The organism is Flavobacterium panici, assembly GCF_024499525.1.
GTDB lineage: Bacteria > Bacteroidota > Bacteroidia > Flavobacteriales > Flavobacteriaceae > Flavobacterium > Flavobacterium panici.
In genome coordinates, this window is record NZ_CP100437.1 from 5687455 (window position 1) to 5710302 (window position 22848).

The 22848-nt window shown below is 34.3% G+C and carries 16 protein-coding genes; 3 read left to right on the forward strand and 13 right to left on the reverse strand.

Features of this window, described 5'->3' with window-relative positions; translation table 11 throughout:
• Positions 1 to 46 precede the first annotated feature (46 nt).
• From NLJ00_RS23760 to NLJ00_RS23795, 8 genes are all read right to left on the reverse strand, one after another.
• Positions 47 to 1519 (reverse strand): RagB/SusD family nutrient uptake outer membrane protein, encoded by a 1473-nt coding sequence (locus NLJ00_RS23760; protein WP_256635656.1) that lies wholly within the window; start codon positions 1517 to 1519, stop codon positions 47 to 49.
• Between the two features lie 10 nt (positions 1520 to 1529).
• Complete coding sequence (locus NLJ00_RS23765; RefSeq protein ID WP_053474213.1) at positions 1530 to 4778, reverse strand: SusC/RagA family TonB-linked outer membrane protein; 3249 nt, start codon at positions 4776 to 4778, stop codon at positions 1530 to 1532.
• A gap of 621 nt (positions 4779 to 5399) precedes the next feature.
• Positions 5400 to 6782: a phosphoglucosamine mutase gene (gene glmM / locus NLJ00_RS23770; RefSeq protein WP_256635657.1), complete on the reverse strand. Its 1383-nt coding sequence runs from the start codon at positions 6780 to 6782 to the stop codon at positions 5400 to 5402.
• A gap of 139 nt (positions 6783 to 6921) precedes the next feature.
• On the reverse strand, positions 6922 to 8850 hold the full coding sequence (nagB, locus tag NLJ00_RS23775; RefSeq protein WP_256635658.1) for a glucosamine-6-phosphate deaminase: 1929 nt from the start codon (positions 8848 to 8850) through the stop codon (positions 6922 to 6924).
• A 269-nt stretch (positions 8851 to 9119) separates the two neighbouring features.
• Positions 9120 to 10493: a sugar MFS transporter gene (locus tag NLJ00_RS23780; protein ID WP_256635659.1), complete on the reverse strand. Its 1374-nt coding sequence runs from the start codon at positions 10491 to 10493 to the stop codon at positions 9120 to 9122.
• A 211-nt stretch (positions 10494 to 10704) separates the two neighbouring features.
• Entirely contained in the window at positions 10705 to 11631 is a 927-nt protein-coding gene (locus NLJ00_RS23785) for an NAD-dependent epimerase/dehydratase family protein (protein ID WP_256635660.1), read from the reverse strand.
• A gap of 5 nt (positions 11632 to 11636) precedes the next feature.
• Positions 11637 to 12740 carry a phosphotransferase enzyme family protein gene (locus NLJ00_RS23790; protein WP_053473963.1) on the reverse strand — a complete coding sequence of 368 codons (1104 nt, stop codon included), beginning with the start codon at positions 12738 to 12740 and terminating at the stop codon, positions 11637 to 11639.
• Position 12741: 1 nt separating this feature from the next.
• Positions 12742 to 13650, reverse strand: a complete 909-nt coding sequence (locus NLJ00_RS23795; protein WP_053473962.1) for a sugar phosphate nucleotidyltransferase — start codon at positions 13648 to 13650, stop codon at positions 12742 to 12744.
• A gap of 318 nt (positions 13651 to 13968) precedes the next feature.
• On the opposite strand from NLJ00_RS23795, the gene NLJ00_RS23800 reads away from it, so the two are divergent.
• Positions 13969 to 15009, forward strand: a complete 1041-nt coding sequence (locus tag NLJ00_RS23800) for a LacI family DNA-binding transcriptional regulator (protein ID WP_180858122.1) — start codon at positions 13969 to 13971, stop codon at positions 15007 to 15009.
• 539 nt (positions 15010 to 15548) lie between these two features.
• On the opposite strand, the gene NLJ00_RS23805 is transcribed toward NLJ00_RS23800, so the two are convergent.
• From NLJ00_RS23805 to NLJ00_RS23825, 5 genes are all read right to left on the reverse strand, one after another.
• On the reverse strand, positions 15549 to 16184 hold the full coding sequence (locus NLJ00_RS23805; RefSeq protein ID WP_256635661.1) for a carbohydrate-binding family 9-like protein: 636 nt from the start codon (positions 16182 to 16184) through the stop codon (positions 15549 to 15551).
• A gap of 72 nt (positions 16185 to 16256) precedes the next feature.
• Complete coding sequence (locus NLJ00_RS23810) at positions 16257 to 18122, reverse strand: T9SS type A sorting domain-containing protein (protein ID WP_256635662.1); 1866 nt, start codon at positions 18120 to 18122, stop codon at positions 16257 to 16259.
• A gap of 408 nt (positions 18123 to 18530) precedes the next feature.
• Complete coding sequence (locus NLJ00_RS23815; RefSeq protein ID WP_256635663.1) at positions 18531 to 19721, reverse strand: MFS transporter; 1191 nt, start codon at positions 19719 to 19721, stop codon at positions 18531 to 18533.
• 65 nt (positions 19722 to 19786) lie between these two features.
• Positions 19787 to 20368, reverse strand: a complete 582-nt coding sequence (locus NLJ00_RS23820; protein WP_256635664.1) for a TetR/AcrR family transcriptional regulator — start codon at positions 20366 to 20368, stop codon at positions 19787 to 19789.
• A 144-nt stretch (positions 20369 to 20512) separates the two neighbouring features.
• Positions 20513 to 20938, reverse strand: a complete 426-nt coding sequence (locus NLJ00_RS23825) for an NUDIX domain-containing protein (protein WP_256635665.1) — start codon at positions 20936 to 20938, stop codon at positions 20513 to 20515.
• Between the two features lie 125 nt (positions 20939 to 21063).
• Here NLJ00_RS23825 and NLJ00_RS23830 point away from each other — a divergent pair, with 125 nt between their 5' ends.
• A complete protein-coding gene (locus NLJ00_RS23830; RefSeq protein WP_256635666.1) occupies positions 21064 to 21942 on the forward strand; it encodes a helix-turn-helix domain-containing protein in 879 nt (292 codons plus the stop codon).
• A gap of 72 nt (positions 21943 to 22014) precedes the next feature.
• Positions 22015 to 22845: a Rossmann-fold NAD(P)-binding domain-containing protein gene (locus NLJ00_RS23835; RefSeq protein ID WP_256635667.1), complete on the forward strand. Its 831-nt coding sequence runs from the start codon at positions 22015 to 22017 to the stop codon at positions 22843 to 22845.
• Positions 22846 to 22848: the final 3 nt, after the last annotated feature.

Here is a 22848-nt window from a genome sequence, read left to right on the forward strand (position 1 = left end):
TCTGATTTATTTTATTCCTTCACCAATTGTGATTGCCGTCTTCTAATTAATTATATCCAGGATTCTGAATAAATTTACCTTTCCCTTCACTTATTCTGTCTAAAGAAAATGGGAACAACGCTTTGTATGGAGCACTTTGACTTGCTGCGCCATTTAAGTCAAGAGCATGTTCTGTATATTTTCCGTGTCTGATTAAGTCTGAACGATATTGTCCGTTTTCGCACCAGTATTCGTGTGATCTTTCTAAAAGAATCATATCATTGAATTTAGCAAGCGTGTTGTAATTAGCTAATTGAATTTCACTGATTTTAGCTCTTTTTCTCACGATGTTTACCAAGTCAATTGCTTCTTGTGTTGGCGTTCCGGTTTTGTTTACCAATGCTTCTGCTTTTGATAATATTACATCTGCATAACGATATACCACAATATCTACTGTTGTTAAAGCTGTTGTTCTGGCGGCATCGGGATGAATTTTTAACGGAATTGGCCCTAACTGCATATAGTTTGCAGGATTTGCCCTGTTGTACGTTACACCATCTGTTCCTGTAAACTCGGCAATAAGTGCCGTTTTACGAATATCTGTTGCTTCAAAAGAATCATAAAATTTCCATGAACTTTGAATAGTTCCATAACCACCGCGTTCAGGATAATTAGCCGGCAATACCATTAACTGCCATTGGTTTTCACTTGTTCCTGCATAATCTGCCGGAACTGCCCAAATTACTTCTTTGCTGTTAACAGGAGGTTTAACATCCCATAATCCAACATAATCTGCGTCTAATCCGTAGTAGTTCATTGCCATGATTGCATTCGCTTGTTCTTCAACATCTGCCCATCTTTTTTCATGCAGATATAATCTTATCAGAACCATTCTTGCCATTCCGTTACTGAATCTTCCGTATGGTGTGTCGCCCGGAGCTTTTAAATCTGCTGCGGCTTCTTTAAGGTCTTTTTCAATAAAGCTTACCATTTCTGCATTTGAAAGTCTGGCCAAAGGCACTTCGTTCAAAGGACTTTTAAGAATCTCAAGAGGCGCAACAACAAGCGGTCCATATAGATCAAAAAGTTCATAGGCTAATAATCCTCTTGCACATTTAATTTCGGCAATAGCATTTTTCTTAACCAGCTCGTTTACATTGGCATTCTGTATTCTGTCAATGCTCAAAGTCATACTGCTTATTTTGTTGTAGAACACGTCATAAAATCTTGTAAAAGATGTAGAACTGGCTTTGTAGCTGTGTAATGATGCTTCCTGCTGTACGCCGTAAGGTCCCTGAAGAATTTCTGTTGTGGCATCAAGTATAAACATTAATCCGTTTTCTGAAGTAGAATGAATACCGTTTCCGTAAGAACCTCTTAACGGATAGTACGCAGAAGCTACTATTGCCTGAACATCAGCTTCCGATTTAGGAAATATACTCGGATTAATCTCATCGTAATTGATAGACTCAATATCTTCATTACATCCTGAGAAAACTAGTAATAGTAAAACTATTGTATAATTTTTTAAATTTTTCATGTCTTTTTGATTAAAACTTAAGATCAATTCCTACTGTGTATGTTTTTACATTTGGATATGCTGCTGCATAACCATCTGTTTCAGGATCTATACCATCATATTTTGTAATGGTAAAAAGGTTTTGCCCATCAAGTCTAATGGCTGCTCCCTGTATGTATTTACCAAACCATCTTTGTGGAAAATTGTAACTAAGCGATACGCTTTGTAAACGAACAAACGAAGCATCCTGCATAAAGAAATCACCTGAACCGTATTGTGTATATCCAAAGTGTGAACCCGGACGTGTGTTTGTTGGATTATCCGGTGTCCATCTGTCGTAAACACTTCTTAATGCATTTCTTCCGTTTTGCGCTACTCCTACTGCAGTTACGCCATAAGTAAAATCGGTTTGATCTACAATTTTTCGTCCAAACATTCCATTAAAAACAAAATTCAATTGGAAGTTTTTCCAGATAATTGTATTACTTAAACCTGCAGAAAAATCAGGATCTGCAGAGCCCAGTAAAACAGTATCGGCTTCGTCAATTTTTCCGTCTGGTGCTCCGGTTCTTAAAAACACTCCTTTTTCATCTGTAACCGGATTTCCAGATGCATCTCTAACAAAACCGTTAAGATCTTTTATTTTAATTTGCCCCGGATATAAATCTGGCTGTGCAGGAACTACTTCTCCAATCTGCATAATACCATCTGCAATCTGGCTATATTGTGCACGTACCGGATCGTTGTAACTCATATATACTGAAGGTTTCCAGTCTGGAGCTCTTTCTTTCCAATTCGTTTTATATTGTGAATATGTAAAAGTTGTATTCCATTTAAAATCCTGAGTATCGATATTTTTTGAAGTTAAAGTAACCTCAACACCTTTAGTTTGTGTACTGCCTATATTTGCCCAAACAGTATTGATTTCATGATAACTATTAATAGGTTTTTCCATTAATAAATCAGAAACAACTCTTTCATATACCTCTACCGAACCTGATATTCTTCTGTTTAATAATTCAAAATCAACACCAAAATTCTTTTCTGTCGTTGTTTCCCATTTCAAATCAGGATTTTCTAATCTGCTGGCAAATACTCCAGTCCAAATTGATTCATCTGAATTTAAATAAGCTGGCTGTGCATAAAATGCCCCTTTAGAAAGTCCGGCAGAATTACCTACAGAACCATAACCAAATCGCAGTTTAAGTTGTGACACATAATCTGTAATACCTTTCATGAATGGTTCTTGCGACACATCCCAACCCACCGAAATTGATGGAAACAAAGCATATTTTTTATTTGCTGCAAAGAAACTTACTCCGTCACGACGGATGGTAGAAGTTAACAGATATTTGTCTTTATAAGAGTAGTTTACTCTTGAAAAATAGGAACGGTAACTGTCTTCATTTTTTGATGATGTAGTTAATTTTGTTCCTGCTCCCGCATTCATATTATGCCATAAAAAAGCATCTGTGATAAAATTACTGTTTCCTAATGATGCTCTTTCATTTCTGTAGGTTGACTGAGAATAACCTGCCATAAAAGTAAAAGAGTTGTCATCTCCAATTTTTGTATTATAGGTTAATATAACATCTAGTAAATCATCATTCTTTTTTTGTGTATTGAAAGTTGCTTTACCATTTTCTAATTGTCCATACAGTGTCGTTCTTGGCAAATAATTACCTCTGCTTGTCTCGCCCTGATCAAAACCTGCCTGAACTCTTGCAGTAAGACCTTTTAATGGTTTTATTTCTGCATAAAAATTGGTCAGTGTTCTGTCTATTACTCCTTCGTCTGTAATTGTTAACAATGAGTATGGATTTGGTTCTAAAGCATTATCCGGGTTAATTGGATAATTACCAAATTCATCAATTGCTTCAATATTTGGACTTTGCTGTATAGCAGATCTTATAATTCCTGAATTTTCAAATTGATCACCGCCTAATTGTGAGTTTTGATTTTTGATTCGGCTTTTAGTCATGTTCATTCCAAAAGTGACATAATCAGTTAATTTTTGATCAATACTAAAATGAACCGTACTTCTTTTTAATCCTGAATTTTTAACAATCCCTTCCTGATTGAATAAGTTTCCTGATAAAAAATATTTAGTCGATTTTGTCCCGCCTCGTATAGAAAGATTATTTTGCTGAACCATTCCGTCTCTCGTCACTAGTCCAAGCCAGTCTGTTCCTTTTCCGGCATTTCTGATCTGCTCGTCAGAGTAGAATCTTTTAAACGGAATTCCGTTAACAGGAGCAGCATTTGCTTCTTCTAATGTTTTTGGAGAATATGGATATACTTTATTAATAAATTCCCAGTTTTCTCTGGCAGCGTCATTTCTTAGCTGCATCCATTCCTGCAAATCCAGCACCTCATAACTATCATTGTATTTTTGATACGAATAAGAACCAGAATAATCAACTCTTACATCTCCTTCTTTTCCTTTTTTGGTCGTAATCATAATGACACCATTTGCAGCTCTTGCACCATAAATTGCAGAAGCACTGGCATCTTTTAAAACCTCTATAGATTCGATATCATTTGGGTTAAATGAGTTTAAGATACTCTGCGTACCACCATCATAACGGTTTCCTGTTCCCGGCTGTTGTAAATTTGTAACCGGAAATCCATCAATAACAACTAAAGGATCGTTGCTTGCATTAATAGAACCCGCACCACGAATCTGAATATTAAATCCACCACCTGGCTGAGCACTGTTTTGTACGATTTGCAAACCCGCCACTTTTCCCTGAAGTGCTGTTAAAACTGATGGCGCTGAAGATAAAGTAAGCGTTTCTCCTTTTACAGAAGACATTGCTCCTAATACATTTTTCTTCTTTTGAGTTCCGTAACCTACAATAATAACCTCATTTAAACTTTTTGACGATGGTACTAATGAGACTTTAATTGTGGTTTGCCCAGCAATTGCAACTTCTTTTGTTTCATATCCTACATAAGAAAACAAAAGGGCTTCTGTAGCAGCAGGAACTACGATTGTATAACTTCCGTCAAAATCAGTTGTTGTTCCTCTTGATGATCCTTTCGGCAAAATGGTAACACCAATCATTGGCTGTCCTAATTCATCTAAGACAGTTCCTTTAATTGTTATATCTGCTTCTGACTCTTTGTTTATAATTTCTGATTTCTTATCATTTTCTGTAGAAGAAACCGCGCTTACTTTAAAAACAGAAACTATCAGAAATAAGACCGTGAGTAATGTCTTTAAATTAAATTTTATTTCCTGATAGTTACTGTATAGTAACTTGTTACTTTTTTTCATATTATTCTGGTTAGTTTAATGGTTAATGTGAAAAGCAAACTTTGCGTGAGTAAAAATTGGTTAAGGCTTTTTCAAACACAAAGCGAAATGGGTCGGTTATGTTTTTTTTGAATTCATAATTTTTGTCTGTTTTTTGTTTTTGTTTTCGTTTGGTTATTTTTCTTAATTGATATTCTTATTTTATTTTTTTCTTTTAAAAATCAGCTGCTTATTTATTTTTCAGGAAGTCCTTTTTTGAATTTTAAAATTGATTTTTAAGCTTAAAAAAATGGATGAAAAAAAGCTGTTTTTTGACTTAACTATGGCTAAACTAAATAATATTTTTTAATAAACAATGGCAAAATCGAAAAAATGTGTTCGTACACATAAAAAAAGTGTTTTCGAGCACATTTTTTAGAAAAAGTATTATTAAATTCTTATCATTTTCAAATATTTATCTTGTAAGAATTTAAAAATTTATCTAAAAAATTTTATTATCAATCGAAAACCAAATCATTTATTTTGATATCCATTTAATTAAAAATCGCAGTTAAATGATTTTTTTATTATTTTAAAATCAGCACTTTATTCGATTTTGAATGAAAATTATATTTAAGCCAAAATCAATTTTGAACGATTATTTTACAGTAATTCTTTAATGACCGAGATGAATTTTTCTGCCAGTTCATCTGCATTTTTCTGCGAGTTACTTTCGGTATAAATTCTAATGATTGGTTCTGTATTTGATTTTCTTAAATGCACCCATTCTTCGTCAAAATCTATTTTAACGCCATCGATACAATTTGGGTTTTCATTTTTGAATTTTTGAGTGATTTTTTCCAAAATTTCATCGACATTAATTTCCGGTGTTAACTCAATTTTACTTTTGCTCATATAATAATCAGGATAGCTTTCTCGAAGCGTTTTGCACGAAACTTTTTCCTTTGCCAAATGCGATAAAAACAACGCCGTTCCAACTAACGAATCTCGTCCGTAATGTGATGACGGATAAATAATTCCGCCGTTGCCTTCTCCTCCAATTATAGCATTTGTAGTTTTCATAAGTTCGACAACATTTACTTCGCCAACCGCACTTGCCTGATATCTACCGCCATGCTTTAAAGTAATATCTCGTAATGCCCTCGAAGAGGATAAATTAGAAACCGTATCGCCTTTTGTTTTTCCCAAAACATAATCGGCGCAAGCGACCAAAGTGTATTCTTCGCCAAACATTGAACCGTCTTCGCAAATAATCGCCAGACGATCAACATCAGGATCAACCACTATTCCGAAATCGGCTTTTTCTGTTACGACCAATTCTGAAATATCTGTCAAATGTTCTTTTAAAGGTTCCGGATTATGCGGAAAATGTCCGTTTGGTTCACAATATAATTTCACGCATTCAACTCCCAATTTTTCCAATAAACTCGGAATCGCAATTCCTCCCGTAGAATTAACAGCATCTACAACCACTTTGAAATTGGCTTTTTTAATGGCTTCAACATCAACTAAAGCTAATTTTAAAACTTCGTCAATGTGTTTTTCGATATAACCTTCTTTCTTTTCGTATTTTCCTAAATCGTCTACTTCTGCAAATAGAAAATTTTCATCTTCTGCGATTTTCAGGATTTTTTCTCCAGCCTCAGCATTTAAAAATTCTCCTTTATGATTTAGTAATTTTAAAGCGTTCCACTGTTTTGGATTATGACTTGCCGTGATGATGATTCCGCCATCTACTTTATCTAATGTTACCGCAACCTCAACAGTTGGTGTTGTTGATAAACCAATATCAACCACATTAATTCCTAAACCCGTAAGCGTATTCGAAACCAGATTGCTGATCATTTCTCCAGAAATTCGGGCATCTCTCCCTATAATTACGGTTAATGATTGATTTAAGTTTTCACTTTTAAGCCACATTCCGTAAGCTGCGGCAAATTTGACCGCATTTACGGGAGTCAAATTTTCATTGACAACCCCGCCAATTGTGCCTCGTATTCCTGAAATTGATTTTATTAATGCCATTTTTACTTATTATTATTTTTATTTTTTGCCACAGATTAAAAAAATAGTGTTCAGTGTTCAGGATTTAGTTTTCAGCTTTTAATCATGTATATGTTTAGTAAAACCAGTTACTGAACACTAAATCCTGAACACTGAACACTCAAAAGTGCCATCTCACAAAAGCCTCCATTGCTGCGTAGCTTGAAAGTCCCATTTGTTGGTAGACTTGTGCGGTTTCTCGGTTTCGGTCTTCGGCTCTCTGCCAAAATTCTCTGGCATCTGTCCCCTGGAAAACAACTCCGTCTTTTTGAGATTGGTGTTTGAAGATTCCGTGACGTTTTGCTAAAACTTGGTCAGGGCTCATTGGCACTGCCATTTCAACCTCATCAATTCCCCATTCCTGCCAAGCTCCTCTGTATAACCATAACCAGCAGTCGTTCATAAACGGTTTTGGTTTTAAAGCTTTTACAGCCTCAAAAATCGCATCCAGACAAACTTTATGCGTTCCGTGCGGATCTGCTAAATCTCCTGCAGCATAGATTTGATGCGGTTTGATTTTTTCGATTAAATCCATTGTCAATTGAATATCCTCTTGTCCGATTGGTTTCTTTTCAATAGTTCCGGTTTCATAAAATGGAAGTTCCATAAAGTGAATCTGATCATCAGTCAAACCAACAAAATGACTTGTTGCTCTCGCCTCTCCTTTTCTGATTAATCCTTTAATGTATCTTACCTCTGGAATATCAATTTCACTGTTCTTTTTATTTTCTAAAAACGTTTGTGCTTTTTTATAAATGTTATCTGCTTCTTCGCTTTTAATATTGAATTTTTCATTGTAATCAATCACGAATCTTGCAAAACGTAATGCTTCATCATCCGCGACAGCGATATTTCCAGAAGTCTGATAAGCCACATGAACTTCATGTCCCTGTTCCTGCAGACGCATAAAAGTTCCTCCCATACTGATAATATCATCATCAGGATGCGGACTGAAAATCAATACACGTTTTTTTGCTGGTTCTGCTCTTTCAGGACGGTTGGTATCTTCCGCATTTGGTTTTCCTCCAGGCCAGCCTGTGATTGTGTTTTGAAGTTTATTGAATATTTTAATATTGATGTCGTATGCCGGGCCAGAATCTGCTAGTAAATCGCTCATTCCGTTTTCGATATAATCGGCGTCGGTAAGCATTAAAATTGGCTTTTTAAGATCAAGTGCCAATCCTAGAACTGCTTTACGAGTTAATTTATCTGTCCAGACAATTTTTTCTACCAGCCAAGGTTTGTTTATTCTCGTTAATTTCGAAGAAGCTTCTTTATCTAAAATAAAAACCGCATCATCATGTTCTTGTAAAAAAGAAGCTGGAACTCTGTTTGTAACTTCATCCTCAACAGATCTTTTTACAATATTTGCTTTTCCTTCTCCCCAAGCTAAAAGAATTACTCTTTTGGCTTCCATGATTTTTTTAACTCCAAGCGTTATTGCTGTTCTTGGTGTATTGTTTAATCCGAAGAAATCTTTGCTTGCGGCAACTCTTGTAATATGATCTAAAGCGACTAATCTTGTTTTTGAGTTTTGAAGTGAACCGGATTCGTTAAAACCAATATGTCCGTTTCCTCCAATTCCCAGAATCTGCAAATCGATTCCGCCTAAAGCTTCAATTTTAGCTTCGTATTCGTGGCAGTAATCTGCAATCTGTTCTTTTGTTAAAAGTCCGTCTGGAACATGCGCGTTTTCAGGTAAAATATCAACATGGTCAAACAAAAGTTCTTTCATAAAACGAACGTAACTGTTGATTGAGTTAGGTTCCATTGGATAATATTCATCCAAGTTGAAACTAATTACGTTTTTAAAACTCAATCCTTCTTCTTTATGAAGTCTTACCAGTTCTGCATACAATCCTTTTGGAGAAGAACCTGTTGCAAGTCCCAAAATACAAGGTTTATTTTCTTTTTGTTTTAACTGAATTAAAGCTGCAATTTCCTGCGCAACAGCTTTTGAAGCTTCACCTGAATTTTCAAAAACAACGGTGTTGATGTTTTCGAAGCGTTTTTCAAAACCGGTTGCTTTGTCTATTTTACTTTTTAACATTGTGGATGTTTTTAATATGTTTGATTTATTTTTTTGAATGTCTTTTGGGTTAAAAAAGGCATGAGTTGAGCTGGAGCACTTCAAATGTGGGTGTTTGAGTGCTTTTTTATTTTTAAATGAAATGTTTGTGTTCTATAAGGTTACTCCCAATCTTGTCATCTCGACGAAGGAGAGATCGCACTAGAAACTCCGCAAACTAAGTCGTCAATCTTTGTCGAGTTTTTTAGTGCGGTTGCTTCGTTCCTCGCAATGACCCTACTTTGGGTTAATTACCATTTCCTGTATTTATGCCCTTTGAAAGCAAAAAACACAATCATTAAATAGGCTGGTAATAATATTAAATACGCTAATTGATTTCCACTTTTTGCAGTTTCGGTGATTCCTTCGGATGCATTTGAAGTGTTGATTGTATCGGCAAGTAAACCGTAAAATAACGGGAAAATTGCTCCGCCGATAATTCCCATAATTAGAATTGCGCCACCAATTTTTGTATATCCTCCTAAATCCTGAAGCGCCATTGGCCAAATTGCCGGCCAACAAAGTGCGTTTGCTAAACCTAATAAAGCAACTAGAATAATTATTACAGGCAATTGTGGAATTCCCGGTAACTGAATCATAATTTTTGGAGAAAGTATTACGATTAAGGCAACCAAAATAAGTCCTAAAAATCCTGATACTTTTAAGGCAGAAACCTGCGAAACATATTTTGGAATCAAAGTAATTCCTAAAATATATCCGATAACCATAAAAGTCATGGTGAATGAAGTCAGTTTTAAGTAAAAAGAACCGCTTTCGCCATAAACTCCCAATTGTTTTCCAAATCCGCCGATGGAATCTCCGGCCAAAACTTCTGCGGCGATATAAACCATTAAAGTAATTACACCAAAAACCAATTGCGGATGTTTGAAGGCTTGTTTTATTTGTTTGAAAATACTTAAATGTTCTACTTGTCCTTCATCGTCTAAATTGATTTCAGGAAGTGGAGAAAATTTTACCAAAACAGCCAAAACCACCATAATTACTGCCATATAGATATACGGAGTCTGCAATTGCAAAGCCAACGCATCTAAAGCACTTTCTTTTTGAACCGAAGTCATAACGGCAATCTTATCTGCAGAATAATCTCCAATATTAGATAAAACCAAAGAAGTCAATAATAACGGAGCCAGAAAACCTGCCAGTTTATTGGCAATTCCTAAAACACTGATTCTTGCTGCGGCACTTTCGCGCGGGCCAATTACAACGACATACGGATTTGCTGCTGTCTGTAAAACGGCTAAACCGGTTCCCATTACAAATAATGCGATGAGGAAAAATCCAAAAGTTCTTGATGCGGCGGCGGGATAAAACAAAAGTGCTCCAACAGCAATTACTCCCAATCCTAATGAAATTCCGTTTTTGTAACCTACTTTTTCGATTAAAAATGAAGACGGAATCGCCATTACAAAATAGGCAATATAAAAGGCAAACGTCACAAAATACGATTGTGATTCGGTTAGTTCACACGCTAATTTAAAAAATGGAATCAGCGGCCCGTTCAACCAGGTTACGAATCCAAAAATAAAAAACAAAGAGGTTAAAATAACCATGGGAATCAAAGTGCTGTTTTGCTCTTTTTTTAAGGTAAGATCGATTTGTGACATATTTTTGGTTTTTGTTTGGTTTGTCTTTTGTTGTCATTATTTTAACACATAGGAACATAGTTTTTTGTTGCGCTTAAAGGCGTTTCACTTGCATTAACAAACATAGGCTATGTGTGGAAACTTGTTTCTTTGGTATTCTTTTTTATACATATTTAAACCTATGTTTCTATGTGTTTAAATATTCTCATGCATTGTATTTTTTGTCTAAAAATTATTTGCTGACTAATTCCTGATGGTAAAAAAGAATGGTTTCTTCTAATGCCTGATCAATTGTGTATTCTGGCTTAAACCCTAACTGATTAAATTTTTCAGGATTGGCTTTTGAATGTTTAATATCGCCAGGTCTTTCGTCTAAAAATTTGATCTGAGATTTAGAATTGGTGATTTTTATAATTTTTTCGGCCAATTCTAAAACCGATGTGCTGTGTCCTAAAGCGACATTATAAGTTTCATTTCCTTTTTGCGAAGCGAGAATATTAGCTTTTACTACATCTTTTACATAAATAAAATCTCTTGTCTGCGAACCGTCTCCATAAATGATTATCTGTTCATTTTGAAGTGCTTTATTAATAAAAATTGGCACAGCCGCCGCATAAGCCGATTCTGGATTTTGACGCGGACCAAAAACATTGAAATATCTTAAAGATGCGGTTGGAACCTGATATTGATCTAAATACATTTTTAAATAATATTCGCCGTCTAATTTGGTGATTGCGTACGGTGTCATTGGTTCCGGAAACATGGTTTCAACTTTTGGTAAAACCGGATTGTTTCCATAATTCGCTGCCGATGTTGACAATACAACTTTACAATCGGTATTATTTTTTGCTGCTTCGAGAATATTAATTGTTCCGATAGTATTGATTTCGATACATTCTTTGATTTTCAAAAGAGATTCGGGAACGCTTACTAAAGCTGCTAAATGAAAAACACCGCTTGCTCCGCTTATCACTTCATTAACCAAATTTTCATCGCGAATGTCACCTTTTACAAATTCAACATTTAATCCGTTTAGGTTGTGTTCGAATCCCGTTCTAAGACTATCAAGTATCAAAACTTGGTGTCCTTGATTCGATAAATGTTCGGCAATATGGCTTCCTATAAAACCGGCACCTCCGGTAATTACATATTTTTTCATCTTTTTTATTTTAATGATCCAATGAAATTCAAATTATAATCTTCCATTTCCCTGAATTGTTCGGTAAGGCTTTCAATCAATTTGAATTGGTTTCTTGAACGATCTAAATTATGTTCCGGATATTCTGTTTTATAATACACATCATCATTTAGGAAATCCGTTAAAAACCGAAGTGCCATTATAAAAGTCATTGTTTTGGCACCAAGCGGAAGATATTTTATTTCCAATGTTGAAAGCGATGAATTTGTCTTTTCTAAAAATCCTTTTACATATGCTTTGTAAAACTCTAAATTGAAGTTTACCAAATCAAGATTTTGTTCATCTTCGGCTGCTGTGTTGCAGATTGTTCTTATTGCGTCTCCAAAATCATAGTGAATAATTCCCGGCATAACCGTATCTGTATCAATCACACAAAGTCCTTTTTTGTTTTGGTCAAAAAGTGCGTTGGAGATTTTTGTATCGTTGTGCGTTACTCTAAGTTTAATTTTTTTAGCGTCTTTTAGATTTTGAAGAATATGCATTTCTTCTTTTAAATCCTGAACATTTTGAATTAATATTTTTGCCTGCTCAATTCTTTGTTCTGAAGCTTCTTTTAAAGCGGTATCAAACTGCGAATAACGAAATGCCATATTATGAAAATTCGGAATTACTTCTGTCAATTTTCTGGCGTCAAAATCGCTTGTCAGGTTTAAAAATTCACCAAAAAGCTTTCCTCCTTCGTATGCAATTTCTTCATTGTTTACGGTTTCAAAAGTCAAACTTCCTTCAATATAAACCATTACATTCCAGAAATTTCCATCTTTGTCCTGATAATAAAAAATGCCTTTTTTTGTTCCGATAAAAGTTAAAACCCTGCGCTTTAATTCAGCTTCAGATAAATTTTTTAATTTTTTCTGTAAATGTTTACTAACGCTTACTTTATTAGCAATTAATCCCGGAACATCTTTAAAAACACCTTCGTTAATACGCTGTAAAATAAATTGTTTACCACTTTGAGTCGTTAGTAAATACGTGTCATTAATATGACCGGAAGACAGTTCTTCGAAGGTTTTAAAAACCTCGATATGGTCAAACTGTTCGAATATAAATTTTAGTTGTTCGGCTGTCATATTACCAAAGATTTGTTGGATAAACTTTTTGCGCTCTTAACTTTTCAATTTCTTTTTTTACTATTTCTTTATCCTCTTTATAGGTTACTCCAAACCATTTTGCATTGGACTGAAGTACTTCGACAGACGCATTATCTGATTTTAAAATCTCATTTACGACAGATGTAATAAAAAACTCGGCTTTTAAATCGTGTTCGTTTTCTTTTAGGAATTGCTCAAAAAGTGCACCTCCAAATTCAAAACATTTTGGTGTAAAGCCCCAAAAATTCATAGAAACGATTGTATTTTCATCAATAGGAATAAATGCTCCGTTATCGTCTTTACGCATTAATTTCCCGTCTATTTTTTCGATATGCGTACGTTCTGTAACATCCGTCAAGTAATTATTTTCATCAACCTGACATTCACCTCTGGAAACAAAGCCATGATCTGAAACGGTATTTTTTAAAAGATATGCCATCATATTAAAATTGTATGATTCTTTATCTAATTCAGTCAAGGCTTTTGCCATGATTTCAAAAGCTTCCTTTCCGTAAAAATCATCGGCGTTTATGATTGCGAAGTTTTCGGTTACTTCATCTTTTGCCATTAAAAGTGCGTGTCCGGTTCCCCACGGTTTTTTTCTTTCCGGATTTAAGTATTGCGGCGGTACATTTTCAATTTCCTGAAAAACATATCCTACCTCAGCTTTTCCTTCTAATTTTTTATTGAATATCTCTTTGCACTCTTCTTCGATGTTTTTACTTATAATAAATACAAATTTTCCAAAACCTGCCTGCAATGCATCATATATCGAAAAATCCATAATGGTATCTCCTTCGGGCGTAAATGTATCTAACTGTTTTAATCCTCCATATCGACTTCCAATACCTGCCGCCAGGATCACGAGAGTAGGTTTACTTTTGCTCATTTAAATAGTATTATTAATTGGTTATTATTTTTAAGGTTTTTGGTCGTTTTTCGGCTTTTAAAAATGATTTTGTAAAAGCGATTATTTTGCAATTTTTAGATATTGAAAATTTCTCTTATAAATCGAAAAATAAATATTAATCTGACAATTATATCGTTAATATGATGAGTAATGATTAATATTCGGCTAAAGTATATATTAATATTTTATAAAAAAAGAAAATTGTGTTAAAATGTGCTCGAACACAATAAAAATGTTTTCGAACACATGTAATTTAATATTTTCTCATATTTGATTTTTATATATATTTGTTTCTATATGGATAAGATTTATACAATTAAGGATATTGCAGAACTTGCAGGAGTTTCAAAAGGGACTGTTGACCGTGTTTTGCATAAAAGAGGAAAAGTGTCTGAAGATGCCCTGAAAAAGGTGAATGAAGTTCTGGACAGAATTGATTATCAGCCTAATTTAATGGCACGAAGTTTAAAGAAAACTCAGATTTACTCGATTTGTGTCCTTATTCCTGATTCTGCAAACGATCCGTATTGGCAGCCTTGTATTGATGGTATAAACGATGCCAAAAAAGAGTTTAAATCTTTTAACGTAAAAGTGGAGATTTTCCTGTTTGATCCTACAAGTACGGCTTCTTTTGTAGAAACGAATCAAAACGTATTAAATTCTTCTCCAGATGCGGTTTTGCTTGTGCCGTTATTCCATAAAGAAGCTCTTGACGCTATTGAAACTTATAATTCTAAAGGTATTATTTCGAGTATTTTTAATAATCAGCTTAAATCGAGTGCGATAAAAAGTTTTGTTGGACAGGATTTATTTCAAAGCGGAAGAATTGCTGCACGTTTATTAGATTTATTGATTAAGAAAGGTACAATCGCAATTGTTCATATTGATGAAGATTACGAAAATGCCATTCACATGCAGGAAAAAGAGAAAGGTTTCAGGGATTATTTTGAAAATCTGGAAACCGGAAAATTCGAAATTAAAACCTTTAAAGTAAAACATCCTCAATTTAAAACTACTTTAAAAGAATATCTGGAATCAAATCCAGCTATTGAAGGTCTTTTTGTAACGACTTCTAAAGCGTATCAGGTTGCAAAAATTATTGCCAAAAATCCTGAAAAGAAAATCGCGCTTGTGGGTTACGATTTATTAGAAAATAATTTGGAATATCTGAATAATAAAACGATTGATTTTTTGATTCATCAAAACCCGAAACGTCAGGCGTATTTAGGAACTACAAGTTTAATTGAGCATTTTATTTTTGAGAAAGAGATAAGTCCTGAAAAATTACTTCCAATTGATATTGTAAATACGGAGAACGCTAAGGATTATTTTTTATAGAGTTCTTTTTTTAACACATAGGTTTTGTTGCGGTTAAAAGGCGTTTCACTTGCATTAACAAACATAGCTTTTCTACACAATCTTGTCATCTCGACGAAGGAGAGATCTTCGCGAGTAACTCCGCATGGAGAATCGCCAATCTTTGTAGAGTTTCTTGTGAAGATTCCTCGTTCCTCGGAATGACAAGATTGTGTAGAAAAGCTATGTCTCTATACGTTAAAATATCCACCAAAGATTGGCAAATATAGCCCGCGGTTTCAACCGTGGGAAACGAATTATGATAATTCATTGTGCTCACATTGCGTCCCAGTGGTTGAAACCACTGGCTATGTTTTTATAGATAGCCTAAAGTCAGCGTTTCAAAATTTAAAACACTTTTCTTTAAAACACAAAAAACCTATGTCTCTATGTGTTTAAAAATATCCATCAAAGATTGGCAAATATAGCCCGCGGTTTCAACCGTGGGAAACGAGTTATGATAATTCATTGTGCTCACATTGCGTCCCAGTGGTTGAAACCACTGGCTATGTTTTATGTAGCTAGCCTAAAATTAGTTTTCCAAAAGAACTGGCTATATGAAAATTTGGAGTTTCTGTATTTGGGTTTACCCATGTAATCCAGGTTGGTTCAAATAATTTATTTTCCTGTTTGATGTATTTCGCCCTGAAAATCCCGGTTTCAATAATGTTATCTTTTATTAAATGAAAGTTTTTCAGCGATTGAATGCTTATGGCGAATTCTACAATAAAATGATCGCTTTTTATACTTGATTTTACCGACAGATTATTTTCTGGCCAATTCCAGTCAAAGTCAAATTTCTTTTTAGGAGAAGCAATAAAATCCATTACTCTTGGCGTAGGATCAATTTCTAAACAATAATAAGGATTTAGGTTTTCATCAGTTCTAAAGAATATCTCAACTCTATCAGATTCTCCAATGCTGTCAATAGAATCGTCTTGTCTGTCAATGTGAATGTTATCATCGTAAACCTTGTAGCAGAAATAAATATTTTCAGTATCCCATAAAGATCTGAATTCGATTTTTTCAGGTTCTAAATCACTCCAGGGCGAAGTAAAATCGGTTAATGTTTCTGCTTTATCCCAAAAAGGATTATCACCCAAACCATTTATTTGTAAAATGTTTTTCTCGATTCGGTTTACATTGTAATTTTTCATTCTAAAAAGGTACGGAATTTTGAAAAAAATAGAAAGGAGCAAAAGAAAAAATTCTTCTGCTCCTCAATAGTATTATTTTAAGTAAATTTTATTGTGCGTTATTTCGTTATCGGCATTAATTTGAAGAATTATTAATTGTGAATTGACCTTCAAACTTGAAATATTAATTCTTGCTGATTCAACCGAACTGAAATCTTGTTTTAAAAGTTCTCTTCCGTTTAAATCCAATAAAATAATATGGGCTGAATTGACACTTTTTCCGAAATTGATATTGATTTCATCTGAAGCAGGATTTGGGAAAACAGAAAAGCTTGGGGCAATTTGTTCTTCGGCAGCTACTGTAGTTGCTGCTTTTTTGGAGGTCGATCCTGTTTGTAATTCTGAACAACCAATATCAATTCTTCCATTTCTTTTTCGAATATCATCGTCGAAATCTAAAGTTCCCGAATTTGTACTACTATACGTTGGATCACCTTTATCAGTAGCAAAAGCTCCCGAAGCCAGCGTAAAATTAAAAGCAGCAGCGTTTGTAAATCCTGGTAAACCAACTACAGAATTTACATCTTGTCCGGTTGCTGTGGCAAACTGCGCCGCATTATACGATCCGGTTGTAGAACTTCCGTTAAAACTTGTTCCCGTTAAGTCGATGATAAAGTCAGTATTTGTTTCTCTGTAATATAAATTGTAGTTCGAAACAAAACTTGAAATCGTATATCCGTAAGAAGCTAAAAATGCTTTTTTACCCGTTGTCGCATACATAATATTGTTTTTGTATATAATTCCCGAACTGTTTTGAAAATGCACTTCTCCACCGTAAATATCGGCTAATGTAGAAACTGCAGTTCCCTGAATAGTAGTAACTCCGTTAATCGTTGCTCCGGTTCTGTTTTTGTAAAAAGTATTGTTGAAGATTTTGGTATTTCCCACGCTTGTAGTATAACCAGAACCATTAACGCCTCCAAAAATAGCTCCGGTTATAACATTGTTATAAACCGAATTGTTGTTTACAATATGTCCTGTAGAAAGACCTCCGTTTCCGGTTGAAGTATTTTGTTCTGCACCTACAGAGAGCCCTACTCCACATCTGTACACTTCATTTCTTTGTACCGTACAATTTAAAGCGCCATCGACATAAATACCTGCGCTGTTTGCAACGGCACTCATACAATTAAAAACTTCGTTTGACGCAATGATACCATTTCGTGCCTGATTATTGCTTGCTGCTCCAGTTGATAAATAATTTCCTGCGGCCACGATTCCAATATTGGCAATGTCATAAACTGTGTTCCCTGAAACCGAAAATCCGTTTACGTTTCCAGTTACGGTTACAGCTTCTCCCCAGCCTGTTGCGCAATTTGCAACTTCATTAGTTTCGATTTTTACGTTTGTAATGGCATATGTTCCGTTTCCTCCGTCGACTTTTATGGCATTGGTAACAATACCGCTGTTTGCAGGAATCGCCGAAAGATTATTGCTAATCCAGCCGATATTTTTAACAATACAATTTTTGATTGTAATGTTATTCAAATTGGCTGTTGCACCAGAATTGGCTAAAATCCAGATTCCTTTACTTCCGTTTCCAATTTTGTTCGAAATCGTTAAACCATCAATAGTAACATTGCTTGTATTCACAATTCCTAAAACATACGTATCAGTACTTGTCCATCCTGAAGCATTTACAACAACGGCGCCAGATCCGCTTTTTTGAATGGTTAATGGCTTTCCAACAAAAATTGGTCCCGTTACGGCATACGTTCCGGAAAGCACTAAAACTGTTCCTCCAGATGGCGCGGCCTGAACTCCTTTTACAATGGTTTTATACGGGAGCGCGGCGGTTCCCGTACCGGTTGTATCGTTTCCTGTTGTTGATACATAGGTTTGCGAAAAACCTTGTACAAAACACATTAAAATAAAAAATGTAATTTTCTTGACTTTCATAATTTTGATATTTTGGGTTAACAACTAAAAAAAATTATAGATAGAATATTGCAATATTTTCTATTTCAAATACGCCTTTTCTGCCTTTCAATTTTAGAACTAAAAACATCAATTTAATGTTCTATTTTGTTCTTTTTGAATCACATAAAAAAGCTTATTTCTGACTAAAGTAAATATTGTATTGTAATTTGAAAGAAAATAATTAGAAAAAATGTGTTCGAACACAAAATTTTAATATTTTGAAAGTTTTTTAGTACAGGTTTTTGAGTTATTTTGACAAAAGATTAAATGTGTTTGAGCATAAATAAATATTATACTACAAATAATATTGTGTTTAAATTTTAAAACCAAAAAAGATGCCTTTAAAAACTCAATTTTAAAGGCATCTTTTTATAGTAATTTTGAAGCTTAGTTTTTCAATCTGTATTTATTGAAAATGATAAAAACGATACCCACAATTGCAAGCAAAGAGATGTTTGCTAATCCTAATAAAAACTGACTTTTTACAGCGTATATATTCACAAAACTATAGCTAAAAAGAGCACTTACCATATAAGCTCCTCCGCCGGTTAATCCGCTGGCAACTCCGGCATTTTTGGAGAATCGGCTTAAACAATAACCCAAAACAATATTGTATATAAAACCGCCGCAGATATTCAGTCCCATTGTAAAAATGACCAAAGTGTAAATATTACTTTCTAAAGAAGAAGTAAAAATCATCAGCAAAGCCAAAATTAGCTGAATGGCTATGGCTGTTCCCACTTTTTTTGCCAAAGGTTTTTTGATCATCGATTTTGCCGTGATTCCGCCAATCATAACGGATAATCCAGATAATAAAGCACTGTAACCTGTTGTTATGGCCGAATATCCAAAAATGCGTTCTATGATAAACGGACTGGTTAAATTGAACATGATAACGATCGCAAAAGTGATTCCCAGAATTACGAATCCTAAAGTAAAATCTACCGATTTCAGCATGTTTGAATACGTATTGGTAATGGCTTTAAATTTAAACGGATGCAGTTCTTTTATGGTTTCTCCACTATGGCGAAGTTCTAAAAGTAACATAAGCAGTGATAATCCGCCAAGGAAATAGAAATTAGATTTCCAGCCGAAACTATGTTCCAGGTATCCACCTAAAAATGGTGCCATAATAGGTGCGCTGGCCCAAATGATAGAAAACAAACTGATATAGCTTTTTAATTTTTCGCCTTTAAATAAATCGACAAAATAAGCACGTTTTGCAATTACGATAAAAGCAATGGCGATTCCCTGAATGATACGCATGGCATAGATTACATAAATATCTGGAACGAGTGCAATAACAAAACTGGCTATTGAGAACACGGCAAGCGATGCAATGCTGATTTTAAAACGCCCGAAACTGTCTAATATACTGCCAATAAAAATTTGGCTGATGCCGAGGCTGAACATAAAAAATACTAATGTAAGCTGAATGGCTGATGCCGAAACATTTAAATCTTTTGTCATTGCCGGAAGCGATGGCAGATAAATATCTGTTGCAAATCCTGATAACGGAATTAAGGCTAAAGCCAATATGGTACTGAATCCTTTGTGATCCTCTTTTAAATTTCTCATTCTAATTATTAATTTATTTATTACAAAATAGACCAATCGGTCTAAAATATTTTAAAAAAAATATGTTAGATAACATATCTTTCAAATTCGTTTTTTAAGATTTCTAAAACAACTTCCATTTGGTCGTTATTATCAAAAACTTTTCGGCACAAAATAGCACCTTCTATCATCGAAAATGCCATTATAGCAAATTTTTCAGGGTTGATTTCTGCCAAAAGTTCTTTGTTTTCAACTCCCAATTCAATTATATCCGTATATCTTTTATGCGCTGAGAGAATAGCTCTTTTAACCTGCTCTTTTATAGCCGGGTTTGTATCATCTGCTTCAATTCCAAAATTTAAAATTGGACAGCCGTCCATCATGTTATCTTTATTTTCATAAACTGCCAATAATTTATAAAGCTTTTCTTTTGCTGTTTTTCCCTGCGAAACCGCATTGTCTAATTTGGCTGCTAACTGCGATCTTAAATACAAAAACGATTCTTTACAAATTTCTTCTTTGCTTTCAAAATTTCCGTAAATACCGCCTTTTGCCAGCTTTGTGGCTTCCATAATGTCGCTTAGAGAAGTTCCGGCCATTCCTTTTTTGTTGATAATCGCAGCCGATTTTTCAATAATAAACTGTTTTGTACGTTCTGCTTTACTCATAATCTTTTTCATTTTGACACTACAAATTTAGACCGATCGGTCTAAATTTGCAAACTTTTTTTAATTTATTTTTCATAAATCATTAAAAGTCAAGCAAAATCAAGGGTTTATATTTTTATTTTAAAAGAGAAAACGAGGCAATTATTAAAGAAAATAATCCAATTTTAATTTTTCAAAAGCAATTTTATCGGTAGGAAGAACGAGCGGACAAGCTTCTGAATTCATATCAAACCATTCTAATTTTTCAATAGTTGGAATTTGAATATTTAATTCTTCCATATTCAAAATCTTAACCTGATAATAAATAGTAAAAATCTGCCTGTTATCTTTCATTCTGGAAACTATAAAATTTTCTTGTGTGTAAATATGTTTTACAACTTCTATTTTTAAGTTTAGTTCTTCCATAAATTCTCTGTGCAGACAATCAATTGTTCCTTCGCCAAATTCAAGTCCGCCGCCCGGCAGTTTGCAAATGTTTGATCCGGCATAACTTTCGTGTAGCGCTAAAACCTTGTTATCATTTACACAAAACGCATAGACTCTGACGTTAAATCCAATTAATTCGCTCATAAAATTTTAATTAATAACTTGCCGTTCTACAAAAATAAGCAATTGATCGCCTGCTATTGAATAATATCTATTTAAAAAATAAATAGTAACTTTTCATGCTTTTTATTCAAACCTCAACCTCAATTATGACAACCGATATTATAGAATTACACGATTGTATTGTTTTAGTAGAGCAATCTAATACGACTAAAACTATAGTCCAGAAATGTGAAATTGATGGCGATGCCGTAGGTTTTGCTTTTTATGGTTCGGGCAATGTTGAGCTGGAAATCAAGCATAATAATCAGACAAAATATTTAATGAACACAACGGGTTTGGCCATTTGTTTCTTCGGAAATCAAAAAGTTGAATTCTCCCATAAAATTGAGCCAGACAAACCTTTGCAGTCTATTAGTATTTTTACAAAACTTAAAAATTTAAATACACTTCCGCAGGCTGAAAGGGAGATTTTCGAAAATTATTTACCGCAGTTATTAAACCCGAAAGAGCATTTTGTAAAAGGCCCTTCTTTTTATATGACGCTTGAAATGCAGTTAGCGGTTCAAAAAATCTTTAATACATCGTATACCGGAAATACACGTTTACTGTTTTTAAAAAGTCAGATCAATGAACTTTTGGCGCATTTCTACGGACTTTTAGCTTCTGATAAAAAATCGGAATTATCAGAGATTGATAAAAACAAACTTTTTCAGGCAAAGGAAATTGTAACGACGCATTATTCTACGCCGCCTTCTATAACTCAATTGTCACAAATGGTGGGTTTAAACAGCAATAAATTAAAGAAAAATTTCAAAGAACTTTTCGGGATTCCGGTTTTTAAATATGTTCAGGAAGAACGGTTGAATAAAGCGTATGAATTACTCCGCGAAAGCGAAAAAACAGTTCAGGAATCGGCTTGGGAAGTTGGGTATGAAAGTTTGAGTTCGTTTTCGAATGCTTTTCATAAAAAATTCAGCATGCGCCCAAATGATGTAAAACAGCAATTCTTTTCAAACAAATCATAATTCTTTTACGACAAATGATTCTTTTTTAATCTCGGCAACTTTGTATCAGTAATCATTTAAAACGATATTGATATGAAAACCAAAATTTTAGTTCTGGGTTCTACCGGAAAAACAGGAAGCAGAGTTGCATCAAGATTAGAAAACAATGCTGAAGTTGAACTTCGTTTAGGTTCACGAAATGAGAAAATTCCATTTGATTGGGAAAAACCGGAAACCTGGGAAAATGTTGTAAAAGATATTGACACGGTTTATATTACTTTTCAACCGGATTTAGCAGTTCCTTTTGCTGCAAATGCGATAGAAAATTTCACTAATCTTGCCACAAAATCTGGCGTGCAGAAAATAGTTTTACTTTCTGGAAGAGGCGAACAAGAAGCGCAGGTTTGCGAAGAAATCGTAAAGAAGAATGCCAAAAACTGGACGATTATCCGCGCCAGCTGGTTCAACCAAAACTTTAGCGAAAGTTTCTTTTTAGATCCAATTTTGTACGGAATTGTTGCTTTGCCAAGAGCCGAAGCACTTGAACCTTTTACAGATGCCGATGATATTGCCGATGTTGTTACGGCTGCACTTTTAAACGAAAGTCATAACGGAAAAACGTATGAATTAACCGGACCAAGATTATTGACTTTTAAAGATGCGGTAAACGAAATTGCCCATGCAAGCGGCAGAAATATTAGTTTTCAGAGTTTGAGTTTAGAAGAATATACGCAGATGCTGAAAGAATATCAAATTCCTGATGATCACATTTGGCTTGTAAATTATCTTTTTGAACAGGTTTTAGACGGAAGAAATTCGAGTGTGACTTTTGATATTGAAAAAGTTTTGGGCAGAAAAGCGAAAGATTTTAACGCTTACGCGGAAGAAACAGCCAAAACCGGAATTTGGAATCCTGAAAATTAAAAA

What these genes read in the sequence shown, in the direction of transcription:
- NLJ00_RS23810 (WP_256635662.1), bottom strand. Translation starts at nt 18,122, where the DNA reads ATGAAAGTCAAGAAAATTACATTTTTTATTTTAATGTGTTTTGTACAA.
- NLJ00_RS23780 (WP_256635659.1), bottom strand. Translation starts at nt 10,493, where the DNA reads ATGTCACAAATCGATCTTACCTTAAAAAAAGAGCAAAACAGCACTTTG.
- nagB (WP_256635658.1), bottom strand. Translation starts at nt 8,850, where the DNA reads ATGTTAAAAAGTAAAATAGACAAAGCAACCGGTTTTGAAAAACGCTTC.
- NLJ00_RS23800 (WP_180858122.1), top strand. Translation starts at nt 13,969, where the DNA reads ATGGATAAGATTTATACAATTAAGGATATTGCAGAACTTGCAGGAGTT.
- NLJ00_RS23820 (WP_256635664.1), bottom strand. Translation starts at nt 20,368, where the DNA reads ATGAGTAAAGCAGAACGTACAAAACAGTTTATTATTGAAAAATCGGCT.
- NLJ00_RS23830 (WP_256635666.1), top strand. Translation starts at nt 21,064, where the DNA reads ATGACAACCGATATTATAGAATTACACGATTGTATTGTTTTAGTAGAG.
- NLJ00_RS23825 (WP_256635665.1), bottom strand. Translation starts at nt 20,938, where the DNA reads ATGAGCGAATTAATTGGATTTAACGTCAGAGTCTATGCGTTTTGTGTA.
- NLJ00_RS23760 (WP_256635656.1), bottom strand. Translation starts at nt 1,519, where the DNA reads ATGAAAAATTTAAAAAATTATACAATAGTTTTACTATTACTAGTTTTC.
- glmM (WP_256635657.1), bottom strand. Translation starts at nt 6,782, where the DNA reads ATGGCATTAATAAAATCAATTTCAGGAATACGAGGCACAATTGGCGGG.
- NLJ00_RS23815 (WP_256635663.1), bottom strand. Translation starts at nt 19,721, where the DNA reads ATGAGAAATTTAAAAGAGGATCACAAAGGATTCAGTACCATATTGGCT.
- NLJ00_RS23785 (WP_256635660.1), bottom strand. Translation starts at nt 11,631, where the DNA reads ATGAAAAAATATGTAATTACCGGAGGTGCCGGTTTTATAGGAAGCCAT.
- NLJ00_RS23805 (WP_256635661.1), bottom strand. Translation starts at nt 16,184, where the DNA reads ATGAAAAATTACAATGTAAACCGAATCGAGAAAAACATTTTACAAATA.
- NLJ00_RS23765 (WP_053474213.1), bottom strand. Translation starts at nt 4,778, where the DNA reads ATGAAAAAAAGTAACAAGTTACTATACAGTAACTATCAGGAAATAAAA.
- NLJ00_RS23790 (WP_053473963.1), bottom strand. Translation starts at nt 12,740, where the DNA reads ATGACAGCCGAACAACTAAAATTTATATTCGAACAGTTTGACCATATC.
- NLJ00_RS23835 (WP_256635667.1), top strand. Translation starts at nt 22,015, where the DNA reads ATGAAAACCAAAATTTTAGTTCTGGGTTCTACCGGAAAAACAGGAAGC.
- NLJ00_RS23795 (WP_053473962.1), bottom strand. Translation starts at nt 13,650, where the DNA reads ATGAGCAAAAGTAAACCTACTCTCGTGATCCTGGCGGCAGGTATTGGA.